Below are 17,158 nucleotides of genomic sequence, written 5' to 3'. Positions count from 1 at the left end.
GAGGCGCGGTGATGCGCGACATCGACATCATCATGAAGGCCATGCACGACGCCCAGGCTCTCCTGGGCGCATACATCGAGCCCGGCCCACGCAATCCAGAGGCTGTCTTGCAGAGGATGCTGGACATACTGGACCGAGAAGACGTGATCGCCGCACAGGACCGGCTGACCAAGGGGTATGGGCGCCTGAAAGTTGTACAATAACCTAGACGAAAAGGGAGACATGCGTGGCTAGGAAAGCAAAGAAGAGCGCAAAGAAGACCGCGAAAAAGGCGTCAGCCGCCGGACCTCGCCGGGATTGGACTGAAGCCGAACTGAAAAACATGAAGACGCTGGTGAAGCAGAACACCCCGACGCGACTGATCGCAATGAAGTTGAAGCGGACTGTTACCTCGGTTTACGGCAAGGCGACCCGTGAAGGCATATCGCTCGCGCCGACGAACCGAAGCCCAAGGGATTAAACGGAAGTCTCACAACATAGCGGCGCTGCACCGGTGCTCAATAAACTGAGCCCTTGTTTAACGCCGTGGCTGCTGCATCCAGCGTTTTACGAGAGTTTCCCGCCTCACGGATTAGCTGGCTCGCCTGCTCATGTGTAAGACCATGTTTGAAGGCCAAGAAGTCGACAGTGTATCCGGAGTCAGAGACCGTCTCCGCAATCTCGGCGCGGGCTACGGCCGCGGGTTTGGAGCGCAACCGCCTGACAAACTGGGTTGCGTCCGTCTGCCGCTCAAATGATCCCGCCAGTAATTTAGCTTTACCTGTCGGCCCACGGGCTTCGATGGCAAACAAATCATCAGCCAATCGGCGAACTGAGTATTCAGGACGCTCAACGCTCACGCACGCCCCCCTCCCCAGTTCACCGAGAGAACTATGCACTTTTAGTGCCACGTCGTCCGACCGGGAGCCGACTTGCAGATGGCTAGTATCGGCTGGACTACCGTAAAGGAAAACATGCTACCGTTCTGTGACATACGTCACACTGGGAGGTCGGGTCGCCCTCGGAACCGTCTTCCAGCCGCCATTTTGGCCTCGGAGGGCCGTAGCCCGATTTACTTCTCGTGCTGGCGATCAGCCCATCGGATCAGCGCCCAGATGCCGACGGCAAGGGCAACGGCCGCAGCCGCGCACAGCGATGTCGTCATTGGACCGTGACGCGCGCCGTGCCGCCCATGCCGATTGCGTTGGCCGCTGCCCGAGACAGATCAATGCAACGTCCCTTGATGAACGGCCCGCGATCCGTGATCCGCACGCGCACCGACCGCCCGTTGGCCTTGGTCGTTACCGTGACACGGCTGCCGAAGCGCCTAGTCTTGTGCGCGGCCGTCAGGGCGTAGGTATCGAACCTTTCGCCGGAAGCCGTCCGCTTGCCATGGTAGCCATCCCCAACGCCGTACTGGCTAGCGACGCACGTTTCCTCCTTGGACATGGTGACGTTGATCGAAACCACCCCTTCGAGAAAATTCTGGGCAGAAGCCGGTGAGATGAAAAATGCGCACAGCAAAACGCACGCCGAGAACAGGCGGATCATTGAGTTTCCTTCGGTTGTGATGCAGAAATTGCAGGCTGAGGATTGATCCCAAGTCGCCCTTAGGCAGGCCCGGCGCTCCCGCCTTTTTAAGCCCAGCTTTCAACGCCGGTGTGTAGTCCCCCAAATCAACCGCCATGCACCATCATCCTGTCGCTGTCCTGTTCTGCCCGTTGTTCAACCGTCGGCCGTGCTTCATGAAGCCGACGCCGTCGATCCACACCTTGGCGTGCTGGCTGATGGGCGCCGTATCCGTGATCACCGATCGCTGCGTCATGAAGTTGGGCGGATGTGCCCTCTCCGGCTTTTCCTCGATCTCCTGGATCTCGGCATCCATGCCGCCGAACTGCTTCAGGATCGCAGGCACGGAGCGGTCAATGCGGTTGTGGATGGTACGAATACTGCATAGCTCCCTTTCCGCCATTCGCCGGACGGGCTCGTCGTGGGCCCAAGAGACAAGCCGGCGCACGCCACCATCGTTGTTGCCGAGCCAGAGCAGCCAATCCGCCACCATCTCGGCCTGGGCGATCTCTCACGCCGTCGGGATGAACCGGACGGTCGCTTCCGTGTAGCCATAAGCCAGCGCAGCGTCGTTGATCGCCCTGTTCCAGACCTGCCCCAGGTTCTGAAACCTCATCTCGGAATCGCCGAGCGCGTCGAGCACGATGATGGCGCGTTTAATCACAGACTTCCGGGCTGACTGATATTTGGAAGCTGTGGGAACTCTCGGCCGCCGAACCTCTTCAGTCATGACACCTCCGCAAGTCGGCCGTTAGCTGTCATCTTCGCTGGCAGGATCCTGTCGAAGATCGGGACCACTAAATGAAATCGATACTTGCGCTCGCCTGCATCGCGTTGCTTAGCGTTCCTCTTACCGGTTGTGGCAGGGACCTGCCTAAGGATGGCAAGAACGGTCGCGACGGTGCCGCCGGCAAGGACGGCAAAGACGGGGCGCCCGGCAAAGACGGGACGGTCTTCAGGGTTGTTGAGAAAACTGGATCCGCTAACTGCGAAGCAGACGAAACTGTGGCCAGCGCGCTTTGCGTTCCGATCGGGAGCAAAGGGCCATCCACTATGCCTATCTTCCAACCTCCGGCGACAGGAAGCGGTGCGATCGTTATCAGCTGTCCAAGAATGACCACAAGGCTTGTCTGCATGAAATAGGTGATGCAACTGAATCGCCTCGGCCAAATTCACCTTTAAAACCCTCGGACATACATGCCCAAGAAAGTTACTACCACTGACGAGCTGATCTGGCACTTCCACGAGAAGCTCGTTGGAACCAGTCTGAGTAATGCCCGAATAGCAATCGTCCCCAGAGGCGGTCGTGGGGACTGGAGCGCACTGACGAATGCCAGTCAGCGTCGGCAATTTCCCCAGCTTGCGAATACGGTAACGCGCATAGAAACGCAGTTGCGGGATCATTACAGCTTGAAACACGACTGACTTCACGTCGGGCGCCGCATACCGCCGGCCGCAGCAAATTGCTGCTAGGGTTACTGCCACAAGGCAGGGACCGATGGCAAAGAAGCCCATTTCCAAAGCCAAACTGGCGCAGCTTTTCCGCGAGCGCATGAACGAGCACCCGGAATGTCCGCCGGGAGTTTTGGTTGAGATACGGAAGGTCAAAACATCCGAAGGTCCTGGATGGAGCGCAGTGACGAGCACTGAGGATAGCCTGGCCCACTTTAAGTGCGCTCGTACTGTTGGAGCTCTGACCCTCGAGCTTCGCCAGAAGTATGAGCTTTCCGACGACTGACACTGGACGGACTGCGCGTTTGTCTCTCGGAACAAAACTGCCCTTGGCCTGTTTTACGACCCCATCGACAAAGGGGGCATTTTGAACAGCAATGTATTTAGCCGTCAGATCGCTCCAACGAGCGACGAGCAAAGCCTCATCAAAGCCCGTTACTACAGATCGATCCTGAAGGTCGCCGCAATCAGCACCGAGCAGGAAGCCCGCAGTCTGCTGAACGGACTGGCAACTGAGCAACCGACGCCGAACATGTCTCCTGCCATGGCCGAAGCTGAACGAGCGGCACTGTCGGCAATTCGTGAGCTTGCTGGATATCACCATGGTCGAACCGTGCCCCAAAGCTCCAGCGAGTGGATGCGCGCCGCTCGCGCAATCCAGTTGTGGCTGACCGTTCCCGATCAATAGGCATCGTGCACGTCACGTCCCGATGCGTCGCCCCATTTCCTCATGCCCTGCTTGCCGCGCGGTGAGTTAATGAGGCTTAACGCTCCGCCGCGAGCGATTGGCATTTGGCCGCCGAGGACGTGGATCAGCGCCCCTACAAATATCGCAGCCATACTCGCTCCAACAAGCATTACTCTTTCAAAACGAACAATTTCATAGTAGGGTTTTGGCTTGGTCGACCCCATTAGCCGCTTCGCCACCGGCACCCGCGCAAACCCATTCGCGCCAGCCGTGGTTGACCAATGCCCTATCCAACAAAATACATTCGGCAGTACGACTACGTTTCGTACCAGAATTCCAATCCGACCCGGCCGCTGCCGGCGGACAAGGTGAACGCCGATCTCAATCAGGTTCAGCAGTCGACGCAGGAGATCGTCGACTTCCTGAAGACGTCTATCCGTGCCGACGGCAAGATCATGAACGCGGCCATTGGCCGGGACCAGATCGACCCATCGGTGAACTTGGGGTTCACCCCGCCCACCGAGTGGGAATCCGGCGTTCTGTACACCACGAACACGTCGACCGTGTTCTACGGCGATGCGTTCTATAGCGCGCTGGTCACTCACACGTCGGCCGGGTCTTTCGAACCGGCGAAGTGGTTGCTGATCGCTGACTTCGCGGCGCTTGCCGACGAGGCGGCATTGGCGGCGATCGCGAGCAACCCGAACCTGTATGCGATCTCCCAGTTGGTCTCCGCGGCGAATAAGGGGATCGTTTTCACCGGCGCCGGCACGGCGATGACGTTCGACCTTTCAGCCTTCTCGCGGACGCTGCTGGACGACGCGGACGCTTCGTCGATGCGGGTCACGTTGGGCACGGTCATCGGCACAGACGTTCAAGCCTTTGACGCTGATCTGGCGGCTATCGCTGGCTTGACGAGTGCCGCTGACAAGATCCCGTTTTTCACTGGAGCGGGGACAGCGGCTCTGGCCGATTTCACCACCTTCGGGCGGACGCTCGTGGATGACGTCAGCTCGACTGCGGCGCGCACAACGCTGGGCGTGGTCATTGGCACTGACGTGCAAGCGTTCGATGCAGATCTGTCTGCAGTCGCCGCGCTGAGTGGCACAGGCATCGCCCGGCGGACCGGCTCGAACACGTGGTCGGTCGGAACTACCGTCGCCAATGCCGAACTGGCGACAATGGCCGCCTACACGATCAAGGGGAATGCCACGGGCTCGGCGGCCGCGCCGACCGATATCTCGATCCCGGCGCTGACGCACAAGACCGTCCCCGTCGGCGCTGACAAGATGATGCTGGCGGACTCGGCCGCAAGCGATGCGCTGAAGTACTCGACGCTGACAGAGATCCTCGGCGCTGTTGTCAGCGGCGTTCCTTCCGTCAATGGGCAGGCGGGTGCGCTGCTGTTGCTTACGCAGCCGTTCGGCCGGCTTACTCTAACGACTGGGACACCTGTCACAACCAGCGATGTTACTGGCGCAACGTCCGTATATTTCACGCCTTTCAACGGTGACATGATTGCACTTTGGAACGGCACAAATTGGGTACCAACTCAATTTACGGAAACGACACTTTCTCTGTCAGGTCTTGCGGCTAATACCAATTTTGACGTTTGGGGGCGCCTTAATGCGGGCGTTCTCGCCCTGGACACCACCGCATGGACCAACGACACCACACGCGCGACGGCGCTCGCTACTCAGAACGGGATCGACGTCAAGAGTGGAGATGCAACGCGACGTCTGCTGGGGACTTTCCGAACGACAGGCATGATCGGGCAGACGGCAGACACTTCGGCTTTCCGTTTTTTGTCGAATCGGTACAACGAAGTGCCACGCCCGATGAAGGTTTTGGAAGCGGCGTCGAGCTGGTCTTACAGCACGTCGACCTATCGGCAAGCCAACGCAAACACCGCTAACCAGCTGGATTTCTTGCATTGCGTACCGCGTATGGCCGCAGCCGAGGTTATTTTCGCGATGTCCAACACCACGACGTTCGGCACGCTTGCAGGCGGCATTGGCGTGGACAGCACGACAGCCGATAGTTCTACAACGCGTGGCCAAGCGGTGAACCCGACAACGAGTGGCGTGTTTACGGCTAAAGCCAATTATGCGGGATACATCGCTGCCGGCCGTCATATTCTAACTTGGCTGGAGGCTTCGACGCCGAACGGCGGCACAATGACGGAGTATGGTACGCCGAGTGTTGCTTTGCAGTGCGGCATCACCGGAGTCGTTACGGCATGAGCATCGTCGCTTTTTCCGCTGTTATGAAGGGGGCGACGGCTCTACCTGATAAATATGATTTGGGCGGGTCCGATAGCCACGGCAACACCGGAAACGGAGCCTATGCGAACAACGGAAATTATCCCGGGTACCGAAACACCAATGGCCGCACTCAGGTAGACGCCACTCTGGTTGGCGGCCAGAAGACCCTGGTTATAATCGTCATCGGGCAGTCAAATGCCTGTTCAGTTTCTTCCACCCCGTACACACCGTCAAATTCCCTTGCCCACAACCTAAACATCTACGACGGCGGCGTTTACCGGATGAAGGACCCGCCGCTCGGTTGTTCGCAAACCCCTGTCACTGGTAGTCCGCCGGCAGGGGCCTGGATGGGGCGCCTAGCCGACAAGCTGATCAATGCAAGCGTTGCAGCTCGCGTGATTATGGTCCCTGCTGCGATGGCCGGTTCTTACATAGGCGATCATGATCCAGCCGGCACCCAGCCGAACAATTACATCAGGCTTAAAGTTGCGCTACTGCGCTGCGCTGCGCTCGGACTGACTCCAGACGCAGTGATCTGGATGCAGGGCGAGGGCGATAATGTCGCTGGTACGTCACAGGCCAATTACACTGCAGCACTCAATCGCATCATCGCTCAGTCAAGGACTGACGGTTACTCTGGTCCTTGGTTCGTGAACAAGACAACGTGGAATGCCGGAGCCGCATCGGCGACCATCCAGGCCGCGCAGGATGCGGTTATCAACCACGGTACCGGCATCTGGGCCGGGGCTAATACGGACAGCTTGAACAATACCAATAGGCAGGACCTTTGCCATTTCACGGATGCGGCAATGGATAGCGTCGCTTCATTGATGCTGACTGCGCTTCAGGCCTACGGCGCACCGTTCGTCTGACGCGGAGGTTGTCCAAGTTCTCTTCGCCGGCTCTGTCGCGGGGCACCCATGGTGAGCAGACCTGTTGAGAGAAAGGACTTACCGTAGTACAATCTAGCCTTGGTCGACCCCATTAGCCGCTTCGCCACCGGCACCTGCGCGGAGTAGCAAGCGCACAAAGCACGTGGTCGACAAATGCCCAAGCAATATCGATACGAAGGCCGGATCCACACATTCCCCGACGACGTTACCGAGCCTGAGATATTGCGGGCATTGAGCGAGTACGTACCAACGGCCTCGCTGCCCGATGTCACCTCCGCTGATCGCAAATTCCCATTCGCTGGACAGACCTTGCCGCCGGTGGCTGCGCCTCGCGCCGGCATGTTCGACGACCTCGTTCCGTCAAAACCCGGAATGTTCGACGATCTCATTCCGCCACCTCCGCCAGGCTTCGTTTTAGACCAGCCCGCAATCCCCCCGCTGCCACCTGGCTTCAAACTATACAAACCCGTCACCGATCCGGCGCTGATCACCCAGCCTGAAGGCCGACCGCAAGCCACCAACGCGGGTCCGGCCGGACTACCAGCTGGCTTCGTGATCCAGCAGCAGCCGGCCGCCCCTGGCTCAAAACTCATCCCGGTCGACCACGATCCGTTTGCGCAATTTACTGACGCGCCGCCGGCGCCGAAGGGACCGACCTATACACCTGTAGATCACGACCCGTTCGCGCAGTTTGCCGATGCGCCGCCGGTGAGCGGACGGCCACGCGTCTATATCGACGGGAAGCCGCCTGCCCCAACTCCGTCGAATGGCCCAAGCGCGCTGCACAGCCTTGCGGTTGGTGCACAAGGCGTCGGCAAGGGCCTCGTGGACACCGTGCTCACGCCAGTCGACCTCATGGCCGGCCTGCAAAACATCATCACCGCTGGCATTAACAAAGTTGCCGGGACCAAGATTCCGATGGCAACGCCGGCGTCCAAGATGGTCGAGCAGATCGCAGAGCCGTTCAGCATCTCCGAGAAGGACATGTCTCGTGGGGAGAAGCTCGGCTACGACATCAACCGCTTCGGCACACAAGGTCTCGGAATGGGCGCTATGCTGGCCGCACGTGCGCCCCAAGTAGCTGCGTCAGTAACTAGCTCGCCCACTGTCGGTGGGCGCGTGCTGGACACCCTCGCCCGCCCCTACAAGGACGCGCCGGCGCGCACGGTCGTTGGGGACACCATCGGTGGCGCCGGTGCCGGCGTGGCTGTCAATGCCGCCGGCGCCATCCCGGAACATCCGGCAGGCGGCGATTGGGTCAAGCACACCGCAAACGTCGTAGCGCCTCTGGCTGGCGGCATCGGCGCGAACGCGGCGCAAGGTATTGTCGAGGGCCTCGGTGGCATGCTGAAGAATGTCGCCAAGCGCGCGTTCACCTCGGCACCTACCGAGATCCCGCTCAGCCCGAACAAGACGCCCTATGGCCACGCGGAAGTCGATCGCGCTGCTACCACGATGCAGGCCGGCGCCACGGGTTCACCGAAGGCCATCGCGCAGGACATCCGAGAGAACGCTGGTGAGTTGACCAATCCAAAACTTGCTGGTGAGAGCCCAGTAGATGCATCGGCTCTGCCGACTAGTGGACTGCTTGCGCGAGATCCCGGCCTCGTGACGATGGAAGCCGGCTCGCGCTCCAGGTCCGCCCCGGAATTCATCCAGCGCGACCAGAACGTCAAGGAAGCTGCCGCAACCCGCATCGATAGCTTGCGTGACCCCGACGCAGACCTTGGCGCTGTATTTCGACGTGCGGAGCAGAACCGCAACGAGCGAATGGACGCGGCCGATGCGACCGTGAAGCAGCGGTCCGACGAGGTGGCCAACCTCAATCTTGGGGCGCAGGAGCACGGTGCTGAGTTCGGGGCAATCGCGAATACGGACTACAAGGCAAATGCCTCGAGGCGCCTGGATAAGACGATCGTCAACGATGGCTATGTCCCTGCCCGAGCTGAGAAGAACCGTCAGTTCGACACAGCGCCAGGCCGTAGCGAGCAACTGCCAGCGGATGACGTCTTTGCAGCCATCGATCGCCTGCGGGCGGGTGCTAATCCCCTCGCCCCGATGGAGCAGCAATTGCCCGGCGAACTTGTCAATCGTCTGGACCGGCTCCGGCCGCGCATGGTCGATGGTGAGAACGTCGGCGGCACTGGCACGGCGAGCGGCGCGGACCTCGCAGATGTCCGCAGATATCTGAGCTTTGCGCAGACTAAAGCGCAGATAGACGGTAACTTCGACCTAGCATCGAACGTGGGTCAGCTTCGCGCCGCGATCAATCGAACGCTCAACGATGCTCCAGGGTACGCTGAGGCGAATGCGAACTATCGCAGCTTCGCGGATCGTTACCGACCTGCCCCAGGAGATGAGGCCGCAATATTCACCAAGGAGCTAGACCGCAGCGGCAATATCGACGGGTTACCGAACCGCGGGAGCACGCCACCGAGCGAGACGGCCCAGCGGTTCTTGTCCGGTCCGGAGACTTCCGCCGTGCTGCAGCGCCTGCTCGACGGTGCGCCTAACGCCGCCATCGGGCATGAGGCGGTGCGTGACTATCTGCGGTCCGACTTTGCAATGAAGGCCCTCAATCCCGACGGGACGCTGAACCCAGCCAAATCGGCGAGCTGGGCCAACCACAACGCGTCCGTGCTGGCGGCATTCCCTAACGTGCAGCGAGAATTCAACAGCATCACGGTCGCAGCCAAGCGAGGCCAGCAACTGTCCGCCGACGCGCGGGCCAGCCTCGAGCAGGCACGAGCCAGCCTGAAGGTTACCGAGGCTGACATCGACCGCTCCGCCGTCGGCACGCTGCTGCGCGAGGATCCGCGGGACGTCGCCAGTAAGCTGCTCACCGGTGGCTATGGCTCCGAAAAACGGCTCGACGAGATCATCGCGCTGGTGAAGCACGACGTGCCGGCGCGGCGCGGCTGGAAGGCAGCCGTCGCTGAGGTGCTCACCGACAAGGTCCAAGGTTCGCGTATGGTCGGCGAAGCGCCTGAGGTGCAGCTCTCGCGGCTGTCCAAAGAATTTAAGGACAACGAAGCGCTGTTGGCTAAGACGTTCTCTCCAGAAGAGATGAACGGCCTGCGTCAGGCGCATAAGCTCCTCGGCTACTTCAAGGAGGCCGAGAAGCGCGGCACCTCCGGCTCCAATACGGCCGACAAATGGAATGTGCCTGGATGGGCACAGCTCGCCGTTCGGCACTTCAAGGGAGATCTCGCCGGCGGCGGCCTGATCAAGCGGTTCAAGCTTCTGCTCGAGCAATTGCCGACCAACCGGCAGAGCGCTGACGAGATCGTGCAGATGGCCTGGTTCAATCCCGATGTGGCCGCGTACCTGCTGGAGCGCCCCGTCAAGAATGCCAACGTGCCAGCCTACAACATCAATCTGCGTCGGCTGATTGCGGCGGACAATGGAGCGAGGGAAAATGCAGAGTGAGTGCTTCTCTATGCGGCAAGGACTCGAAAGATCACGCCCCGGCGCTCATGACACTTGGCTAATCTCATCGCCGGGCTGGCGAATTACGCGAACATCCGGCACACGGTGACCATTATTGGATTCGGACTTAATGACGGAGGTATTAGCCTGTCGGGCTGGAACCACCCCCCCCCCCCCCCGACGCCGCCACCTCCACGGCGCTGCCGCCCAGCAGGTGGTGATGGTTATGCAAACGGACCGGGGATAAAGCTCGCGGGCAACATGGCAGAATCGCGCAATTAATAAGAGTGTCTCCCTTCGACACATCTTTGGGGCGTGATGATGGTAGATTTGGTGGCGGACTCATTGCGGCTATCGGACTGGGTAATCGCTGGCTGTACTTTACTGGGTCCAGTGCTTGCCGTTCAGGCTCAGAAATGGGTTGAAGGCTTTCGCGAGAAGCGATCACGACGCTTGACCATCTTCCGCACATTGATGGCAACGCGCGCCCAGAATCTGAGTGCTGCCCACGTCGAAGCGCTGAATGCTGTGCCGATTGATTTTTACAAAGACAAAAAAGTGATGGACGCGTGGGAAGAATATTTTATGCACCTAACCAGTGCACCACCCGCTACTGATCCGACATGGGGGCCGAGGCGCATCGATCTTTTTGTAAAACTTCTGGCCGCGATTGGTTCGAGAGTTGGCTATCAGTTTAATGTCGCTGAAATGAACCGCATTTATTTTCCCAATGCTCATAGTGATCTTGATGAACAACAGAATTTCGTGCGCAAGGCCGTCGTTGGACTGCTCAAGGGCGAAATATCCTTGCCTGTTGAAATAAAGTCCGCACCTTCATCGCCGGAAGCCGTTGCGCTGCAAACTGAGCTGGCCGCTAGGATGTCTAAGGCGTACAACGAAGACGGCTCGCTCAAGGTGATGATAGTTGAAGGTGGCTTCGGTTCCGCTCTCAAGTAACTGAGGCTGACAGGATCATCACGGATGCGATCTGCTGGCGCAGCGGCAGACTAGCCGGATGTCCAATATTGGGCTGCGATGCACCGGGCGAAACAGAAGTGGATAGCACCCCAACGAACCGTCGAACCTGTGAATAGTGGTACGGATCTCCCTAATCTTCGGAATACCCGCCAACGTTGTGGCATCGTGAGTTCTCACCGATTCGCCAAGTGAGACCCCGATGTTCGCTTTCGTTCTAATGCCATTCGATTCCGCCTTCGATGACATCTACAAACTCGGCATTAAAGACACCGCCGAAAAGCTGGGCATTCGAGCTGAGCGGGTCGATGAGCAGATATTTCATAAAGAGAATATTTTGGAGCGCATCTACGGCCAGATTGACGCTGCAGACCTGATCATTGCAGACCTCACAGGCCGCAACCCGAATGTCTTCTACGAAACAGGGTACGCCCACGCCAAGGGAAAGGTCTGTCTGTTGCTGACATCGAAGGCGGACGACATCCCCTTCGATCTCAAGCACCACCGTCATTTGATCTATGGCGACTCGATCCAGAATTTGAGGCAGGCACTTGAAAAAGACCTCGACTGGCTGAGGTCAGAAATCGCCAATAGAAAGTCGATCCTTTCTGTGAAGCTAAACAAAACTTGGGGTCTCTTAGAGAAATCTGAGTATGTGGCCAGCGCAAACGTTGATCTGGTATTTGATCTAAGCAACGAAACAACGGTCAACTCGCCCGAGATTGAGGCCATCTATTTCGACACAGGAAGAGGATGGACTTTTAAGCAGGACGGCCAAGACTGCGCTTCTCGCCAATCGGAAGACAATAAAAACTTGATCAGTCATTTTATTCGATCTCCGGTCCGACGCCTGCAAGCAAAGTCATGGGCTGAGATCAAAATCACTGGCGAAAAAAATCTAGAACATCGCTACGGAGCGAAGAACAAAGACATTGTCTTTAAAGACAAATACAAATTAGCAGGTCGCGTGACAATTCGATTGCTAACTACAGAAGGGTCGTTCAGTTTTCCTATCGACCTAGACATCGAAGTTGATGAATTTCCATTCTGAGCAACGAAGGCACGAAGGATGAAGGCCGCGGCGATTATCGTTCTACTCTTGTTGGTTGTTTTTCTGGCAGACCGTGTTGTTCGCATCGAAAACCAGCGATATGCGCTTTACAATAATCTTTGCAAGTCCGATCCATTGAACCTTACAGTTCGATGGGATTGCCTTGAAAAAGTTCAGACAAGATCGTCTTGGTTCTGGCACCTGTACTATGCAATGACCGATCACGTTCCGCCGGTTCAGCTAACTAACAATTGAGATTTGAATTCACTCGGGCCGCGATGACGATGGTCTCAGAAGAGCCGATTGGAAAGCTGTGCGCAGGTCCCATAGTGGACCAGCCCCTCTTTTCCGATCAAGAACCAACTCTCTATCGCTCCTGTAAAGCGGTTGATCTTGATCCGCTCACGATAGTGCATACCGCCAATGTCGTATTCTGTCTTTCCGTCGATCTTTTCGTCGGTGATCACGGCGGTGAATTCTGCACCGAGTCCCTCTTTTCGAAGACGGCCCACGTTGTTCGTCCCGACATTCACAGTGACCATCGTTGATCCTGAGGTGCCGCTCATTTTTATCGTTTTTGTATCCAGCGACCGAGACCAAGTGCATTGAAGGCGCAGAACCGAATTATTTTCATCGGACCTGGCTGGGAAAGTCATACTAGTCATCATGAGCAACGCGACAATTGCGTGCGTCCAATTCATGGTACCCCATTCGCCGCTTCGTCGTGCCAAGATATACCCCTTAAGCCCTACTCCGGTGGCATACTGCGCTGACTTCAATCCACGAGACAGTAGGTTATGAAATCACCCCCGTCCGCCGTCCCTTTAACATCTTTGACCGTTTCTGAAGCCCCACTGTCAGACGCTCGCGCGAGGCGGTGCAACTATCTTCGTTATGCCAGCCTGCAATTGCTCAAGCAGCCTCTGCGCGCCGACATCGTCCACGCTTAGGATCTGTAGCGACTTCTCGACCGATCTTAGGAGCCGCAGCATCTCCGGCGCTTTAGCAGCCAGGGTCGCGTGTGCGAGCGCTTCCTCCCGGGAGTAAAATTGCTGGGTGTTTTCCATCGCAGCGGTCGGATACGCCTGGGTCATCCCCTTCGATCCGAGCAACACGAAATGCTTGTATTGAGCCGTCTCGCGCTCGTCGAAGGTCCAGCTGTAATCAAAAATATCCATCGATGCCCCTTAGATAGCACTCAATAACTCGGCATTTTGTGGGTCCGGCAATCAAACGGGCCGTCTTTGCCGGTGCCTTTGATATTCGCGTTGAAGTACTGGCCCATCGAGCTCGCGGCCATGAAAGCGTTGAACACCGCCTCAGGCATCTCGCAATAGTGATAGTAGGTGCTCTTCAGGCGAATGACCATGTAGTGGTTGGCCTTGTCGTAGCACACCCGCTCCACGAAGCTGCTACGCGGAGTGTCGGTACAGCGAAATGGCGTAAGGTCAACGGCGCCGCGATACTTCACGTCGACCGCTTCTGCCTTGACACCGATCGACCAGATTGATAGCGCGAGGGCGAGGAAGAGCTTGATCATAAACTTTACTCATCCGCGACTTTGATCCAATTACCAGAAGCATCTTTCATATCTCGACGAGACTCGCTCGAATCCCAGTTCAGGCATTTACGAATGTCGCCGCTCTTATTGAACGTACAAGCCTCTCGTTTCACGATCCTGTCGTTCATGTCTCTGGTCACCTTCAGAAGTGTTTCGACTCCCTTGTTGTCGACGTACATAACGCCGTTGAAGCACGCTTTCAATTCGGGCTGGCATGTTCGGATTGTTATCGCCTTTCCGCCGTTCTGTTCTGCTGACAATCGCACGCCCGCATCCACAAGCTTGTCCCAGGTTGGTGGGGCTGAGGCCTTCTCTGTCGGTTGCAATTGTACCGGCGCGCCGGCTTGAACCTGACTGTTAACCGCGGGTGCCGAGCTGATCGGCGCGATCTGTGACGGCTTTCCCACCATCGTCGTGCCCATAGACTGCAGGTCTGTAGGACTCAGCCAAACCATTTCGGACGGCGGAGTAACGACCATGCGACCTATAATCGCTGGCGGTACCCCCAGCTCCTTGGCGACGCGCGCCATTGAGACTGTCGCGGCGCCAGACTGGACGGTCTCCTCCCCGGTCTTGTCAGACGCGCCGTGCACGCCGATCTGTGCCGTGTAGTTCGCGTACTTCGCTTCACCGGCCGCAAAGATTAGGAAGCATGCCGATGCGCACGTTGCATTTTGCCCCACGTTAGTCACCATCTTCGCAAAGCGCACGGCTTCGGTAAGCTTGACGCCTTCGAGGAGATTCCCGCCGCTAGAGTTCAGCCGGATGGATGTCACAAGTTTGCCGGCGTCGTTCGCGGCTTTGACTGCCGCTTTGAAGGCATCGAGGTCGCCTGGCGCGATCTCGCCAGATATCGAAATGATGATGCGGCCATCCTTAAGCGCGGACGATTTCACGTCCGCGGCAATCGCGCTTGTCGCGATAAAAGAGATCGCAGTGAGCAGGACGATGTGCTTCCATCCCATCAAACTCGCTCCGCATCGGTTAAGCATTATGCGCCTGCCGGCCCTTGCGCGACTTCCACCACGTGGCGATCTGATCCAACCATTATGATAATGGTGTAAGATTTCTGACCGCCGGCTTGATCCGTCGGCGGAGCCAGATGCAGCTGCCCGCCATACCACTCGCCAGGCAGGAGGGTGTTATCCTTGATGACCGCCTGCTCGAGCTGCGCCATGTTACGCTGACCTTGTTCGATCGTCGAAGCTACCATGGCTTCGTTTTGAGCGGCAGCATTCCCCTGTGCGATCGCGGCGGCCGTTGGGCTGTAGAACGTGCCTGTCCGGCCGCTGGGCGTCGTATAGGAGCCGTGGCCGGCGCGCGAGGCGCTGTATGCATTCGCGGCACCGGCCATGCCAGTGAGGATCGCCGCGGCGACTTGGCGGTTCTTCTCTTCCTGCTGCAGCATCTCGAAGGTGACGACCTGCATTTGGAAATCGGACGCGCCGACATGCTGGTTTGCTTCGACCTGCGCAACGCGGAAGTCGATTGGGCCCCGGCCGAGATTGTTGATCCCGACCACGAAGACGGGCCGGCCATTGGCCTGGAGCTGGCGTGCCGCGGGTCGAACCAGTACGACGGAGCTCTTTTGACGCGATACCAGTGCAGACTGCCCGTCGCGCATCATTGTTTGCTGGTTAGGATTTGAGCTTTTGAACTGAACCGTCTCGTTGTTGGTGACGCAACCCGAGAGCGCGGCGCCAAACGCCACGATATAGAACACACGCATAATATGGATCTCCCCAGACCAGCGCTGATCCAAGCCCAACCAGAAGGTGTGAGCAAGTCAAAACGTATCTTTTGCGGAGGCATTCCCCCTGAGAATGCGAACGCCTCGGCGCTCCGGCTTCGTTAGCCAGTATCCCGGCGGCGGGGTCGGAATGTCGTACAGATCGCAGATGTCCCGCAGCCGCGAACTCGAGACGCCCAAGGCTTCAGCGACCTTTACGAGCTGGTACCGCCAAATACGAGAGAACAACTCGCCGCGCTCGATCCCCAGCAGCGTCCTTACAGCCTCGTCCTGCAGGCCAGACCAGATCCGCTGCGCCTTGGCGCCCCGCTCCGCCGCGCGCTTGGCGCGCTCCATGGCCGAGGAGAAAACGAGACCGGAGTCGCGGCGGGTCTCGTTGACTGAGGCGAGGTTGGCGCGCCCGGTGTCCGCACGAAGCTGGGAGGAACTCTCTTCGTCGTAAGGTATGGTGCTCGGATCGACCTTTAGCTCATGCCGCTGCCTCCGCTTCATCGCATCGATCGAGGCCCGGTCGTATCGGGCATGCCCACCGGCAGTGAAATGTGAAGGCCTGAGTAAGCCCACACTCGCCCAGCGTTGCAAAGTGCGGTTCGTGACATGCAATTCCTTTGAGACGTCCCTGGGTGAGAGAAGTTCCCTGTCGTTCATGGCTGACTCCAATCCAGCGCCCCCAGCGAAACGGGATCACTAGGCTGAACAGCCGTCAACGTGTGGAAGTTGCGATTTGGTGGGCTCGCGAGATGTGTCGGTCAGGCTTGGAGTTGATTGCAATGTGTCGTGAATGTCGTGTTTGCCAACTCGCAAAACGCGACACTGATTTGGGCGCACTCCGCGAAAGTGATTCGCGGCGCGGCGGCTGTGCTGTAGATATGTCGCGTTTGTCGCATTCTGGCGTCGGGGTGGCGACCACTTCACATTGGAAGGCGTTACGTGAGACTTAGTTTGATGTGGCGCTGGCCTTACTCGAATCTCAGAAATGAGGCGCATCAAATCCGGGCTCTGTCTCGTTGCGTGCCAGTTTGCATCACTTTTCGATCGGCGCGTCAGGATCCAACAGTTTCTGATACAGAAACTCGCACTCAACGCCGCCCTGACGCTCCCACGCCGGGTTCTTGGTTCGCGTGAGGAGCCCGAGGCTCTCGGCCCTCAGGATCGCTGTGGCAACAGTGCCGCGCTTCAAGCCTGACATGTGCTGTATGTCTGTTCGGCCGTACCAGGCGCCCTGCTCCATCGATCCGAGCATGACCTTCACTGAGTTAATCTTCAAGCGCTTCCGCACCGGAGGTCGTGGAGGCTTCTCCTTCGCGCGCGACTTGCGCTTGGCGGCGAGATTGCGCTTTTTAGTTTCGGTGAATTTCTTAATGGTGGCTATCGTGTGCCGATACCCGCGGCGCTCCGCTGCAAGCAGCGCCCAGTCGATCGGCGGCATCTCCGATATCATACGCCAGAACGCCTTGTTCTTCACTTCAGGCCTCCCGCCGGCATCCAAATGGCACCGGTGTCACTTAAGGCGGCCATAAAGAGGAGGACTGGCCAGAGAGGGATAC

21 protein-coding genes are annotated in these 17,158 nt (G+C 58.2%); 8 read left to right on the top strand and 13 right to left on the bottom strand.

Going from position 1 to position 17,158, the window contains the following annotated elements:
- Positions 1-11: 11 nt before the first annotated feature.
- Both AB8A23_RS10950 and AB8A23_RS10945 read left to right on the top strand, forming a co-directional pair.
- A complete protein-coding gene (locus AB8A23_RS10950) occupies positions 12-203 on the top strand; it encodes a hypothetical protein (protein WP_439059778.1) in 192 nt (63 codons plus the stop codon).
- Positions 204-226: 23 nt separating this feature from the next.
- Complete coding sequence (locus tag AB8A23_RS10945; RefSeq protein ID WP_439059779.1) at positions 227-460, top strand: hypothetical protein; 234 nt, start codon at positions 227-229, stop codon at positions 458-460.
- A 37-nt stretch (positions 461-497) separates the two neighbouring features.
- On the opposite strand, the gene AB8A23_RS10940 is transcribed toward AB8A23_RS10945, so the two are convergent.
- The 5 genes from AB8A23_RS10940 to AB8A23_RS10920 form a co-directional block, all read right to left on the bottom strand.
- Positions 498-839, bottom strand: coding sequence for a hypothetical protein (locus AB8A23_RS10940; RefSeq protein WP_439059780.1), 342 nt, complete (start codon positions 837-839; stop codon positions 498-500).
- Positions 840-1,140: 301 nt separating this feature from the next.
- Positions 1,141-1,428 carry a septal ring lytic transglycosylase RlpA family protein gene (locus AB8A23_RS10935; RefSeq protein WP_439060539.1) on the bottom strand — a complete coding sequence of 96 codons (288 nt, stop codon included), beginning with the start codon at positions 1,426-1,428 and terminating at the stop codon, positions 1,141-1,143.
- 244 nt (positions 1,429-1,672) lie between these two features.
- On the bottom strand, positions 1,673-2,038 hold the full coding sequence (locus tag AB8A23_RS10930; protein ID WP_439059781.1) for a hypothetical protein: 366 nt from the start codon (positions 2,036-2,038) through the stop codon (positions 1,673-1,675).
- A gap of 21 nt (positions 2,039-2,059) precedes the next feature.
- Positions 2,060-2,278 carry a hypothetical protein gene (locus AB8A23_RS10925; protein WP_439059782.1) on the bottom strand — a complete coding sequence of 73 codons (219 nt, stop codon included), beginning with the start codon at positions 2,276-2,278 and terminating at the stop codon, positions 2,060-2,062.
- Positions 2,275-3,102: a hypothetical protein gene (locus AB8A23_RS10920; RefSeq protein WP_439059783.1), complete on the bottom strand. Its 828-nt coding sequence runs from the start codon at positions 3,100-3,102 to the stop codon at positions 2,275-2,277. Before AB8A23_RS10920 ends, AB8A23_RS10925 begins: the two co-directional genes overlap by 4 nt.
- 265 nt (positions 3,103-3,367) lie before the next feature.
- On the opposite strand from AB8A23_RS10920, the gene AB8A23_RS10915 reads away from it, so the two are divergent.
- On the top strand, positions 3,368-3,688 hold the full coding sequence (locus AB8A23_RS10915) for a hypothetical protein (RefSeq protein WP_439059784.1): 321 nt from the start codon (positions 3,368-3,370) through the stop codon (positions 3,686-3,688).
- Here the strand turns inward: AB8A23_RS10915 and AB8A23_RS10910 are convergent.
- Positions 3,682-3,912: a hypothetical protein gene (locus tag AB8A23_RS10910; RefSeq protein ID WP_439059785.1), complete on the bottom strand. Its 231-nt coding sequence runs from the start codon at positions 3,910-3,912 to the stop codon at positions 3,682-3,684. The two genes, AB8A23_RS10915 and AB8A23_RS10910, sit on opposite strands and share 7 nt — an antisense overlap.
- A 57-nt stretch (positions 3,913-3,969) precedes the next feature.
- On the opposite strand from AB8A23_RS10910, the gene AB8A23_RS10905 reads away from it, so the two are divergent.
- The 5 genes from AB8A23_RS10905 (at position 3,970) to AB8A23_RS10885 (ending at position 12,300) form a co-directional block, all read left to right on the top strand.
- Positions 3,970-5,931: a hypothetical protein gene (locus AB8A23_RS10905; protein ID WP_439059786.1), complete on the top strand. Its 1,962-nt coding sequence runs from the start codon at positions 3,970-3,972 to the stop codon at positions 5,929-5,931.
- Positions 5,928-6,824, top strand: coding sequence for a sialate O-acetylesterase (locus AB8A23_RS10900; RefSeq protein ID WP_439059787.1), 897 nt, complete (start codon positions 5,928-5,930; stop codon positions 6,822-6,824). Before AB8A23_RS10905 ends, AB8A23_RS10900 begins: the two co-directional genes overlap by 4 nt.
- Positions 6,825-7,184: 360 nt before the next feature.
- A complete protein-coding gene (locus tag AB8A23_RS10895; protein WP_439059788.1) occupies positions 7,185-10,274 on the top strand; it encodes a hypothetical protein in 3,090 nt (1,029 codons plus the stop codon).
- 321 nt (positions 10,275-10,595) lie between these two features.
- Positions 10,596-11,231: a DUF6680 family protein gene (locus tag AB8A23_RS10890; protein WP_439059789.1), complete on the top strand. Its 636-nt coding sequence runs from the start codon at positions 10,596-10,598 to the stop codon at positions 11,229-11,231.
- Positions 11,232-11,451: 220 nt separating this feature from the next.
- The gene (locus tag AB8A23_RS10885; RefSeq protein WP_439059790.1) at positions 11,452-12,300 is read left to right on the top strand and encodes a hypothetical protein; all 849 of its coding nucleotides are present in this window, start codon (positions 11,452-11,454) and stop codon (positions 12,298-12,300) included.
- 290 nt (positions 12,301-12,590) lie between these two features.
- Here AB8A23_RS10885 and AB8A23_RS10880 read toward each other — a convergent pair whose 3' ends face one another.
- The 7 genes from AB8A23_RS10880 to AB8A23_RS10850 all read right to left on the bottom strand — a co-directional run bounded on the left by AB8A23_RS10880 (position 12,591) and on the right by AB8A23_RS10850 (position 17,076).
- A complete protein-coding gene (locus tag AB8A23_RS10880; RefSeq protein WP_439059791.1) occupies positions 12,591-12,842 on the bottom strand; it encodes a hypothetical protein in 252 nt (83 codons plus the stop codon).
- 315 nt (positions 12,843-13,157) lie between these two features.
- Positions 13,158-13,478 (bottom strand): hypothetical protein, encoded by a 321-nt coding sequence (locus tag AB8A23_RS10875; protein ID WP_439059792.1) that lies wholly within the window; start codon positions 13,476-13,478, stop codon positions 13,158-13,160.
- Between the two features lie 20 nt (positions 13,479-13,498).
- Positions 13,499-13,840 carry a KTSC domain-containing protein gene (locus AB8A23_RS10870; RefSeq protein ID WP_439059793.1) on the bottom strand — a complete coding sequence of 114 codons (342 nt, stop codon included), beginning with the start codon at positions 13,838-13,840 and terminating at the stop codon, positions 13,499-13,501.
- Between the two features lie 5 nt (positions 13,841-13,845).
- A complete protein-coding gene (locus AB8A23_RS10865; protein WP_439059794.1) occupies positions 13,846-14,826 on the bottom strand; it encodes a hypothetical protein in 981 nt (326 codons plus the stop codon).
- 26 nt (positions 14,827-14,852) lie between these two features.
- Positions 14,853-15,584 (bottom strand): hypothetical protein, encoded by a 732-nt coding sequence (locus AB8A23_RS10860; RefSeq protein WP_439059795.1) that lies wholly within the window; start codon positions 15,582-15,584, stop codon positions 14,853-14,855.
- 63 nt (positions 15,585-15,647) lie between these two features.
- On the bottom strand, positions 15,648-16,259 hold the full coding sequence (locus AB8A23_RS10855; protein ID WP_439059796.1) for a MerR family transcriptional regulator: 612 nt from the start codon (positions 16,257-16,259) through the stop codon (positions 15,648-15,650).
- Positions 16,260-16,635: 376 nt separating this feature from the next.
- On the bottom strand, positions 16,636-17,076 hold the full coding sequence (locus AB8A23_RS10850) for a hypothetical protein (protein WP_439059797.1): 441 nt from the start codon (positions 17,074-17,076) through the stop codon (positions 16,636-16,638).
- Between the last annotated feature and the right edge of the window lie 82 nt (positions 17,077-17,158).

This window comes from Tardiphaga sp. 619_E2_N8_4 (assembly GCF_051810905.1).
GTDB lineage: Bacteria > Pseudomonadota > Alphaproteobacteria > Rhizobiales > Xanthobacteraceae > Tardiphaga > Tardiphaga robiniae.
Note: the sequence above shows the minus strand (reverse complement) of the source record. Positions and strands in the feature narration are given on the sequence as shown.